Consider the following 9,906-nt stretch of genomic DNA (forward strand, 5'->3'; position numbering starts at 1 on the left):
ACGCTGACATCCACCCCCAATCCCGAAGCACCTTGGATGACGGCCTGTCGCCATGTGTGGGAATCGATTTTCAAAAGCAGGATCTCAAATTTTCAGTTGGATCAGTCGGGTTTAACACCCCGGATCAAACCGGAGTCATTGGGCCCTGTAAAATCCAACCGGTGAATCTCAACAAAACCCGCCGTATCGAGCATGCCGGCAAGCTGAGCCTGGCTGTATGCCCGTCCACCTTCGGTTCCCAGCAGCATGTTCAGGGAAAAAAGGGCGGGAAACAGGGGGCTGTCCAGGGTGTCGTCCAGAATGAATTCATGGACGATCACCACCCCGCCGGGTTTCAGGCACCCGAATGCCTTTTCGATCATGCGCAGGCACGCCTCTCCTGCTTCACCGTGCAGGATGTGGGACATCCATACGGCATCGAAGCTGCCGGGGATGTCATCCTGCAGATAATCGCCGGAAATGAAGGCGACCCTGCCCTCCATACCCATTTTTGCGATGGTCTTTTCTGCAAAGGGCTGCGTGGTGGGCAGATCCATCACGGTTGCGCTGAGGTTCGGATGGTGCCGGCAAAAGTGAATGGCATAGGTGCCGGGGCCGCCCCCCAAATCCAGCAGCGTGCTGCAGTTGGAAAGATCCACTGCCGGCACCAGTTGTGGCGCCAACTGGTTGGCCAGGTTGAACATTCCCATGAGAAAGGCCTCCCGCGCATCAGTGCCTTTATCCCGAACGGGCAACCGGATCGGTTTTCCGGTGAGGATCGCTTCCGACAGCTTTGCCCAGGACTCCACCAGGTGGTGGTGGTGCCGGATAATAAAACCGATGTATCGGTCCGAATCCATCGACAGGTAGGTCCGGCTGGCCTCGGTATTGGCATAACTCCCGGCCGCTTTGGTCAGCAGCCCCATGGCGGCAAGGGCATCCAACAGCCGACCGACGGCGTCAACCGACGCATCCAACTGATCAGCCATATCCTGACCGCCCACCCTGCTATCCCCGATGCGGGTGAACACGTCCAGAACCACAGCGCTGTGAAGCGCGCAGGTGGCCCAATAGGCGCCCGATGTTTTCAGGATACGATCCGGTGTCCAGATTTGCGGGTCCATCACCACCCCCTTGGATTGTTGATTGAAGCCATCCGATATGAGGTATCCTCCATTCAATAGGTAGGAGATTGTGCTCGCCTTGTCAACGATCATGCACCATCACACGGGTATAGTGGTTTTTATCCACTTGCCAAGCCCGATGTTTTTTTGTTAGGGTCGCGAAGAGAATTAAATGGAAATATCGAATGACCGGACAAAACGGCAGTGAATCGACCTCCCCCCCCCATAATACCAGGTTTGCGTTAGACCGCTACCGCATCCTTTTCGAACGCTCCCCCGATGCCGTCATCGTTACGGCCCCAGACGGCCGCGTCATCGATTTCAATCCAGCCGCGTTGGACTTTTTCTGCACGTCGCGACCCGAGCTGATAGGTTCCAACATCACCGCTTTTTATGCCAACGCGGCGGACCGGGCGCGCTTGATCAGCCAAGCTGGCAAAACGGGCCTGGTTCACCACGCGCCTGTCATTTTCGTAGGCAGCGGCGGGGAGCTAAAACACAGTCTCGTGACCACCATGCGCCTGGATGAGGCGGACGGAAGCATTTATGGATACCAGTGTGTCATCCGAGACGTCACCCAATACCGCCGGGCGGAGAGAAAACTGCACAGTCAGAAAAGCTATGCCGAACAGTTGATTGACATCGCCCCGGAAGCCATTGCCATCCTGGATCTGGACGATCGGGTGATACGCATCAACGAAGAGTTCTGCCGGCTTTTCCAATACACGGAAGCGGCGTGCATCGGCCGTCGGATGGATAAACTGATCGTCCCTGAGCATTTGAAGGCCGAAGGGCTCTCTCTTTCTGCACGGGCAATGGGCGGGGCCTGCTTTGAGGTGGAAACCCGGCGAATGAGAAAAGACGGAACCCTGGTGGATGTCTCCATCCTGGCCAAACCGATCGCAACGGAAAAGGACGAGCCGGCCATTTATGTCATCTACCGGGACATCTCTGCGCGAAAACAGGCGCAGGAGGCCTTAGAGAAGAGCGAGGCACGCCACCGCACCGTTTTGGAAGCCGCTCCGGACCCCGTTATCGTCAGAGACATGCCCGGGCGAGTCATCTACCTGAACCCCGCCTTCACCCGTGTTTTCGGGTGGCGCTTGGACGAATGCCAAAACCAGGCCATCGACTTCGTCCCCCAGGAAAACCAGCCCGAAACCCAACAATTTCTGGCACAGATTCGCCGAGGGGATTCCTTTTCAGGGGTGGAAACCCGCCGGTTTACCAAGAGCGGGCAGGTGGTTGACGTCTCCATCAGCGGCGCCGTCTTTTTCGACGCCGAGGGCAACCCCGAAGGTTATGTCAATACCCTTCAGGATATCAGCGAGCGACGTAAAAAAGACGAGGAGCTCAGGTATGTCGCCTATCACGACATACTCACCGGGCTACCCAACCGCAAATCGTTTTATATGTGCATCGACGATCTGCTTCAACATTCGAGTCGCCGGAATTCAGACCGGGCATGGGCGCTGATGTTCCTGGATCTGGACAAATTCAAACAGGTCAATGATGCCCTGGGCCATGATACCGGCGACCAACTGCTCAAAGGCGTTGCCGAACGCCTCGAGGAATGCCTTCGGGAGACGGACCATTTGTTCCGCCTCGGCGGAGATGAATTCACGATCATTCTCACCAATTTGAACCTTGATATCGACGTCGCACGCGTGGCACGAAAAATCCAACGAGCCATTACCCGGGTTTTCCGATTCAACGGCCACGAAATTTTTACCTCCACCAGCATCGGCATCAGCGTTTTTCCCAACGACGGGTGGGAGGTGGAAGGCCTGGTAAAAAGCGCCGACATGGCCATGTACGCCGCCAAGGAAAACGGCGGTAACGATTACCGCTTCTTCACCGAAGAGATGAATCGCAAGGCCCTGCACCGCATGAAAATGGAGAGCAGCTTGAGGAAAGCGATGGACCAGAGCGAGTTGGTGCTCTACTACCAGCCGCTGGTGGATGAAACCGACCAGATCATGGGCATGGAAGCCCTGATCCGATGGAACCACCCGGAACTGGGCCTCATCCTTCCCGCTGATTTTATCCGCATCATGGAAGATACAGGAATCATCGTGCCCGTGGGGCGGTGGGTGCTGGAAACTGCCTGTACCCAGACCAAACGCTGGCATCAAATGGGTTATTCGGACCTTTTCGTAGCGGTGAATCTGTCCGCCAGACAGCTCCATGAGCCTGATTTTGTGGAAATGGTGATCGACATCATTCGTGAAAGCGGTCTGCCGCCGGCGTGTCTCAAGCTTGAAGTCACCGAGAGCAGCGTGATCCAGAACCCGGAAGTATGCATCGCCAAAATGAGAATGCTGAGAGCCCAGGGAGTTACCTTTTCCATTGACGATTTCGGCACCGGATACTCCTCCCTGAGCTACCTGAAGCGGTTTCCCATAGACACCTTGAAGATTGACCGATCCTTTATATCCGATGCAATGAGCAGCAAAGGGGACCAGGAGATCATCAAAACCATCATCGCCATGGCCCGCAACCTGAACATCGATGCCGTCGCCGAAGGCGTGGAGACCCAGGAGCAGAAAGATTTTCTGGCCAGCTACGGGTGCAACAGCATGCAGGGTTTCTTTTTTGCCCATCCCGTTCCCGAAGAGCAGTTCAAGAAACTGCTCCAGCGTCAGCAACGGCCAGCGCTACCTGAAAAGGACGGCATCGCTGCCCAAGGCCAGGCAACGAATAGGGTGCAACCTGAAAAAAAGTCTCGGAGGACGACCCCTTGACCCTTCGAATTCGCTAACCCTTTTCGGTTGATATCGCAGCCCAGCATTGCGGAGTTTTTCATGCGCTTTCGCCCCTGCATCGATCTTCACGACGGCATGGTCAAGCAGATCGTCGGTGCCACCTTGTCCGACACCGACCACCACGGTTTGCAAACCAACTATCAGGCGGAAAAACCCGCCGAGTGGTTTGCCGACCGCTATCGCCTGGACGATCTTCCCGGCGGCCACGTGATCCAGCTGGGTAAGGGCAACACGGCGGCTGCCCGGTCGGCCCTCTCGCGATGGCCAGGCGGAATGCAGGTGGGCGGCGGCATCACCGCAGACAATGCCGCAAGCTGGCTGGATGCCGGCGCCAGCCATGTCATTGTCACATCCTGGGTGTTTCACCACGGACGCATCCACATGGAGCGCCTGAAGCAGCTGACCCGAAAAATCGGAAAAAGACGCCTGGTACTGGACTTGAGCTGCCGAAAACACGGCGACACCTACCTGGTGGCCACCGATCGATGGCAGACATTCACCACCGAGGCAGTCACCTACCCGCTCTTGGACCGCCTCTCCGATTACTGCGACGAATTTTTGATCCATGCCGTGGATGTAGAGGGACGATGTGGGGGTATCGAAACCGCCCTGGTGGCATATTTGGGGAGATGGGAGGGTCTGCCGGTCACTTATGCAGGCGGCATATCCAGCCAACAGGACATCCAACTGATCGATTCGCTGGGAAACGGGCGCATCGATTTTACCGTGGGCAGCGCCCTGGACATCTTCGGCGGCAGCGGGCTCCGTTATGCCGATCTGGCCGGACGCTATGGACCCACCACGCGCCAGGTATAAACCCGAAGGAAATCATGTTCGCAGCCCATTCGATCATTTTCTCCTATCTGGGTTGTCGATCTCGCCCGGACACCGAAGCGGGGTGCCCGGACGAGGGCCTCGACGATCGATCAGGCCTGGTCATCGACTTGTGCGTCGGGAGCATTCTTTTTGATCGACTCGATGGCAGACAAGACGGAACGCTTCTGCTTGTACCCCTGGCTGGCAAACATGTTTTCACCGTTTGATGCCTTGAAACGGAATCTGAATGCACCGCCATTGTCTTTGTAAACTTCGAACGTGTAGGCCATTTTAATCTCCTTTCCTTAGAATGCGTGCTTCCGATAATTTGAACTGCGCATCGCCAGCGGACAGGTTTGAATTCCACCCGTCTGTTGCGTGCACGGCCCTCCCTAGATGGTGTCGTTAAAATTATTGATTACCCCCCCGTGCGAGGTCCAGTTTCTGGAATCCCCGGTGAACCTCAGCCATGGAACTGGAGGCATCCAGAACAAAGCAAAGGGGAACGCGCTCGTTTTCGCGATAGGATTGGTTCGAAGGTGAAGCAACCGGCTTGCCAACGTCCTCAAGTAAAAGAAAAATATAGCTAACTAACAATTATTGTTATAAAAATTTTATAATTTTATCCACATTCGCCGAATAGCTGTGCGAAAAAGGGTGCCAAATCCGCAAACGGGTGCGTGATATCACTCAAAGCCACGCTGACGTGAATACGGCAGCCACGAGGGCGTCGAGATGATCACCGATTTTTTTCCGCCCCCGGTTGATGACCGGACGGTCCTGATTGGGATCAGGGTCACGATCGCGGCTGCTATTTTCGCCCCCGGTCGGTTCGTCGGGATACTGTTCAGGGCCGGCCCTCGCCGATTTGTCGCCGGTTGCGTACTCAGATTCAAAAACCGTTCCGGTTGAGCGATACCCTTCAATTCACTATAAAGTTTGACAGTCGGCAAAGGTTTGGATATCTATAGGAAATTTTGAAAATAGGATTGACGTTCTGGACCATGACCGATCGATGTCGATGTCCGCCACGCCCATGCTTTGAGCTGATATGGCAAGTTAGCCGGTGCTTGGACCTGTTGTGGAATCCATCCAGTTGACGGTATAATTCACTATGGGCGTTATCAAACGGAAAATATGCCTGCTGGGCACTTTTGCCGTAGGCAAGACCAGCCTGGTTCAGCGATTTGTCAATGATCGCTTCAGTGACAAGTATCTGACTACCATCGGCATCAGCATCAGCAAAAAATTGATGCCGCCGGTCCACGGCGGGCATGCGGGCAGCGCCGCACAACATGAGTTTTTGATCTGGGATATCGCCGGGCTTGAAAAATTTGACCCGGTGGTGATGAATTACTTTCGCGGCGCATCGGGTGCGCTGGCCGTAGCAGACCTGACACGGCCGGAAACCGTCGACGAACTTGCGACCATCGGCGACCAATTCCTTTCTGTCAACCCCAGGGCCGCCTTAGTCATCATAGGCAACAAATTCGACTTGATCGAAGACCGGAGCGACACCTTCTCCGACTACCAACTGCTGGCAGCCGATTTTGGATCCGCGTTGATCCTGACCAGCGCAAAAACCGGTGAACGGGTGGAGGAGGCTTTTCATCTGCTATCCCAAAAGATCGAGCCGCCAAATGGCTGATCCGCTGGACAGATTACTGGAGCACAAGGGCTTCGGTGCCATATTTTTCGATGGACGTCTGCAGGTGATTGAAGCCAATCCTGCCGCCCAGCAATTGCTGTCTCTGCCCCCCTCACCACCGCCGCATACCCTCATCACGGACATCTTACCTGAACTGGTGGGAATCGAAGCCGAATTGCAACGCATCGTTGCCAAACAGGAATCCGTCTATCACCTGGATTATGTCAACCGCAGCGACAAGCAGGGACAAACGCGTTACCTGAACCTGCTCCTGCTGGCATACACCGAAAAAGATCGCGCCCTGCTGGTACTGGAGGATGCGACCCATACCGCACTGGCCCTGCAAGCCGCCAACCAGCAGCGATATGACATGTATCTCTACCGCACGAGCATCGAACATCGGCGCAGCCAAATCGGACGTTCGATTCTGGGACAATCACCTGCCATCCAGCAAATCCTCCAGACCGTTCAACGGCTGAGCCATGTCCCGTCGGCAACGGTGCTGCTGATGGGTGAAACCGGAACCGGCAAGAACCTCACCGCCCGAATGATTCATGAAAGCTCGATGACCGCTGATGCTCCCTTTGTGGAGATCAATTGCGCGGCGCTTCCTGAGCAACTGATCGAGGCTGAATTGTTCGGCTACGAAAAAGGCGCCTTCACCCATGCCATATCCGCCAAGCCCGGCTTGTTGGAAGAGGCTCACGGTGGCACCTTGTTTCTCGATGAAATCGGCGAACTGCCCCTCAACATGCAGGCCAAACTGCTCTCCACCATTGAATCAAAAACGTTTCGACGCTTGGGCAGCACGATTCTGCGGAAGGCCGATGCGCGCATCATCGCCGCGACCAATCGCGATCTGAAAACGGAAATTGCCGCCAAAACGTTTCGTGAAGATCTATTCTATCGCCTGAATGTGGTGTCGATAACCCTGCCCCCGCTCAGGCAACTCGGAGAAGACATCGCAACGATTGCCCAACACTTCGTAGAACTGCTGAACATCCAGTTGAACAAAAAGGTCAAGGGCTTTTCACGCGGCGCCCGCAAAGCCCTCTTGGCACACCATTGGCCGGGAAACGTCAGGGAATTGAACAACTGCATCGAAAGAGCCATGATCTTTATCAATGGCGATGAAATCGATTTACACGATCTGGTTTTAATGACACCCGCCGCAGTCCCCCCCAGCTTAAACGAACACCCGTGGACGGTGCCGTCCACGGGAATAGAACTGGAGGAGGTCGAGCGCAGCCTGATTCTGTCGGCGCTCGAACAGGCCGACAAGAATAAGAGCAAGGCCGCACGACTGCTTGGCCTCACCCGCCATACCCTGCGATACCGCATGGAAAAGCACGGCCTTGAATAGGTGCTGAGATCGGGGCAGGCGGTGATAATGAGCAGGCAGTTCATCAACGAACTGAGTCATCGTGACGGCCGATGGATCTCCGTGAAACGGCGCGTCGAGGCAAGCCCCCACCTGATTGAACCGGGTCCACGTGTTCTCTCCGGACCGGCTCAATCCATGGGCAACAGCGCATAGCCCCTTGCCTGGTAAGCCACAATTGAAATGTAGCCGTTCTGAACGACAGTCACCGCCGGTAAAAAGTCCGCCGGATCGACCTTTTGCGCCTTGGCTGCTATCGCACACTGCTCGATGCGAAACCCGTGCTGGTTGAATTGATCGACCCAGCCTTGAATTTCCCTTTTCGTTTTCGCGTCCCCGGGGTCAATGTACTTCGCCCCTTGGGTGACAAAAAGGCTGGCCCCGCCGCGAAAAGCGACCACAACCGTCGGTGTGACCCCGGCATCGATCAGCTGGCTGTAAGTTTCATCGATCAACTCAAGTCGGCGCAGCAGCAGTTTTGCCTCCCCCACGTTTACATCGCAAACCATTTTCAGCGATGTCAAATTACCCAGGGCCTTCTTGTCGTCCACGTTGCCAGCCCATGCCATTGAAGGGAACAGGACCAGCACCGCAATCAGCATATGTTTCATCGTGACATCCTCATGCAGGCGGGTTGGGCACCAAACTAACGGTTTGATGCAGGAAACGGTCATCTTAAAAATAAAGACAGGATTCCTGGATGGTCAAGGCATCCCCTGCCTTTTTTTAATCGGACCTGGCGTCCAGACGTTGATGAACAGGCGGGTAGGCGACCGGGTGGGCATGGGTTCGAAAGGGTATTGGCCCTCTCGGGGAGATGGCGGTGGCCAACTGGCAGGGTGTACGAAAAGGGTGGCTAAGCTTCGGAGGCGGAAAAAAAAGAAAGGGCCGAATACGATGATTCAGCCCTTTGCGTTCGGTAATTTTGGAGGCGGCATCCGGATTTGAACCGGAGAATGGAGGTTTTGCAGACCTCTGCCTTACCACTTGGCTATGCCGCCCGTATAAAAAAAAATGGAGCGGGAAACGGGATTTGAACCCGCGACTTCGACCTTGGCAAGGTCGCACTCTACCACTGAGTTATTCCCGCTCAGTTGAAGTGGCACTTTTATAAATTTATGGTTTCAATGTCAACAGAAAATTTCAGCCGCGAAGTAATTTCCTGAACCGCAGGAAGTAATCCGTCCCCGACCAGAGCGTGAATATCAAGGCTCCCCAGAGGAAAAACATACCGACGGCGTGAAAATCCAATCCAAAGGCCGGAAAATGGAACATCAAAGGAATAATGGCCGCAATCTGGAAACCGGTCTTGTATTTGCCCAAACTGGATGCGGAGACGTCGATTTTATTCTGGGCGATGATGTTCCTGAGCCCCGTGACGGCCAGCTCACGACCGACGATGATGCAGGCAATCCAGGCAGGCATCCATCCCAGGGCGGTGAGCATGATCAGGGAGCAAGAGACCAGCAGTTTGTCCGCCACCGGGTCCATGACCTTGCCCAGGTTGGAAACCAGTCCGTATCGGCGTGCCAGGTATCCGTCGAAATAGTCGGTGATGGCGGCGGCGCTGAAAATAAGGCCGGCCAACAGTGCCGTGAATCGGTTGGGCACCATCAGCAGCAGCACGATGATCGGCACCGAGATGACCCTGAACAGCGTCAGCGTGTTGGGATGGGTGAGAAGTGAGTTGATTTGCTCGTTTTTCATTTGATTTAGATTGATTGTCCACTCATCATGGGGGGTTGCCCGTTATTTTTGGACGAACCCGTCATTTTTGGGCCTTGTCCCAATCGGCCAAAAAGGCACTGATGCCCTTGTCCGTCAACGGATGAGCCGCCAGCTTGCTCAGCACGTTGAATGGGATGGTTGAGATATCCGCCCCGGCCAGGGCCGCGTCCAGCACATGCAGGGGGTTGCGGATGCTGGCCACGATGATCTCCGTATCGTAGGCGTAGTTGGAAAAAATCTCAACGATCTGTTCAACAAGCTGCATGCCATCCTGAGAAAGGTCGTCCAGCCGACCGACGAAGGGACTTACGTAGGTGGCCCCGGCCTTTGCCGCCATTAACGCCTGAAGTGGTGAGAAGATCAGGGTGACGTTGGTTTTGATGTTCTCTTGGGTGAGCTGACGGGTAGCCTTGAGACCATCTACGGTCATGGGCACTTTAATGACGATATTCTTGTGAATCTTGG

The 9,906-nt window shown here is 55.1% G+C and carries 10 protein-coding genes and 2 tRNA genes; 5 read left to right on the forward strand and 7 right to left on the reverse strand.

Annotation, left to right across the window (positions count from 1 at the left end; translation table 11 throughout):
* Window positions 1-101: 101 nt before the first annotated feature.
* Window positions 102-1,103 (reverse strand): methyltransferase, encoded by a 1,002-nt coding sequence (locus tag ABYV26_RS13330; protein WP_372681757.1) that lies wholly within the window; start codon window positions 1,101-1,103, stop codon window positions 102-104.
* A 185-nt stretch (window positions 1,104-1,288) separates the two neighbouring features.
* Here ABYV26_RS13330 and ABYV26_RS13335 point away from each other — a divergent pair, with 185 nt between their 5' ends.
* Window positions 1,289-3,847: an EAL domain-containing protein gene (locus ABYV26_RS13335; protein ID WP_372681758.1), complete on the forward strand. Its 2,559-nt coding sequence runs from the start codon at window positions 1,289-1,291 to the stop codon at window positions 3,845-3,847.
* A gap of 60 nt (window positions 3,848-3,907) precedes the next feature.
* Window positions 3,908-4,684 carry a phosphoribosylformimino-5-aminoimidazole carboxamide ribotide isomerase gene (gene hisA / locus ABYV26_RS13340; RefSeq protein ID WP_372681760.1) on the forward strand — a complete coding sequence of 259 codons (777 nt, stop codon included), beginning with the start codon at window positions 3,908-3,910 and terminating at the stop codon, window positions 4,682-4,684.
* 110 nt (window positions 4,685-4,794) lie between these two features.
* Here hisA and ABYV26_RS13345 read toward each other — a convergent pair whose 3' ends face one another.
* Complete coding sequence (locus tag ABYV26_RS13345; RefSeq protein ID WP_372681762.1) at window positions 4,795-4,974, reverse strand: YegP family protein; 180 nt, start codon at window positions 4,972-4,974, stop codon at window positions 4,795-4,797.
* Window positions 4,975-5,798: 824 nt separating this feature from the next.
* Between ABYV26_RS13345 and ABYV26_RS13350 the strand changes: the two genes are divergently transcribed.
* Genes ABYV26_RS13350 through ABYV26_RS13360 form a run of 3 tightly spaced genes read left to right on the forward strand, consistent with a single transcriptional unit; the run spans window position 5,799 to window position 7,869 of the window.
* Complete coding sequence (locus tag ABYV26_RS13350) at window positions 5,799-6,332, forward strand: Rab family GTPase (RefSeq protein ID WP_372681763.1); 534 nt, start codon at window positions 5,799-5,801, stop codon at window positions 6,330-6,332.
* Entirely contained in the window at window positions 6,325-7,695 is a 1,371-nt protein-coding gene (locus ABYV26_RS13355; RefSeq protein WP_372681765.1) for a sigma-54 interaction domain-containing protein, read from the forward strand. The genes ABYV26_RS13350 and ABYV26_RS13355 overlap by 8 nt, the downstream gene beginning before the upstream one ends.
* Before the next feature lie 27 nt (window positions 7,696-7,722).
* Window positions 7,723-7,869, forward strand: coding sequence for a hypothetical protein (locus ABYV26_RS13360; protein ID WP_372681767.1), 147 nt, complete (start codon window positions 7,723-7,725; stop codon window positions 7,867-7,869).
* Here the strand turns inward: ABYV26_RS13360 and ABYV26_RS13365 are convergent.
* From ABYV26_RS13365 to ABYV26_RS13385, 5 genes are all read right to left on the reverse strand, one after another.
* A complete protein-coding gene (locus ABYV26_RS13365) occupies window positions 7,845-8,324 on the reverse strand; it encodes a DsrE family protein (protein WP_372681769.1) in 480 nt (159 codons plus the stop codon). The two genes, ABYV26_RS13360 and ABYV26_RS13365, sit on opposite strands and share 25 nt — an antisense overlap.
* A gap of 315 nt (window positions 8,325-8,639) precedes the next feature.
* Window positions 8,640-8,714 (reverse strand) — tRNA-Cys (locus ABYV26_RS13370).
* A 14-nt stretch (window positions 8,715-8,728) separates the two neighbouring features.
* Window positions 8,729-8,803 (reverse strand) — tRNA-Gly (locus ABYV26_RS13375).
* A 53-nt stretch (window positions 8,804-8,856) separates the two neighbouring features.
* Window positions 8,857-9,420 (reverse strand): CDP-diacylglycerol--glycerol-3-phosphate 3-phosphatidyltransferase, encoded by a 564-nt coding sequence (gene pgsA, locus ABYV26_RS13380; RefSeq protein ID WP_372681771.1) that lies wholly within the window; start codon window positions 9,418-9,420, stop codon window positions 8,857-8,859.
* A 61-nt stretch (window positions 9,421-9,481) separates the two neighbouring features.
* Window positions 9,482-9,906, reverse strand: a 425-nt coding sequence (locus tag ABYV26_RS13385) for a transaldolase family protein (RefSeq protein ID WP_372681773.1), incomplete at its 5' end; no start/stop codon positions are given.

It is taken from the genome of Desulfosarcina sp., from assembly GCF_041551955.1.
GTDB lineage: Bacteria > Desulfobacterota > Desulfobacteria > Desulfobacterales > Desulfosarcinaceae > Desulfosarcina.

Coding starts and splice junctions, on each gene's coding strand:
- ABYV26_RS13345 (WP_372681762.1), bottom strand. CDS start 4,974: ATGGCCTACACGTTCGAAGTTTACAAAGACAATGGCGGTGCATTCAGA.
- ABYV26_RS13350 (WP_372681763.1), top strand. CDS start 5,799: ATGGGCGTTATCAAACGGAAAATATGCCTGCTGGGCACTTTTGCCGTA.
- hisA (WP_372681760.1), top strand. CDS start 3,908: ATGCGCTTTCGCCCCTGCATCGATCTTCACGACGGCATGGTCAAGCAG.
- ABYV26_RS13355 (WP_372681765.1), top strand. CDS start 6,325: ATGGCTGATCCGCTGGACAGATTACTGGAGCACAAGGGCTTCGGTGCC.
- pgsA (WP_372681771.1), bottom strand. CDS start 9,420: ATGAAAAACGAGCAAATCAACTCACTTCTCACCCATCCCAACACGCTG.
- ABYV26_RS13335 (WP_372681758.1), top strand. CDS start 1,289: ATGACCGGACAAAACGGCAGTGAATCGACCTCCCCCCCCCATAATACC.
- ABYV26_RS13365 (WP_372681769.1), bottom strand. CDS start 8,324: ATGAAACATATGCTGATTGCGGTGCTGGTCCTGTTCCCTTCAATGGCA.
- ABYV26_RS13360 (WP_372681767.1), top strand. CDS start 7,723: ATGAGCAGGCAGTTCATCAACGAACTGAGTCATCGTGACGGCCGATGG.
- ABYV26_RS13330 (WP_372681757.1), bottom strand. CDS start 1,103: ATGGACCCGCAAATCTGGACACCGGATCGTATCCTGAAAACATCGGGC.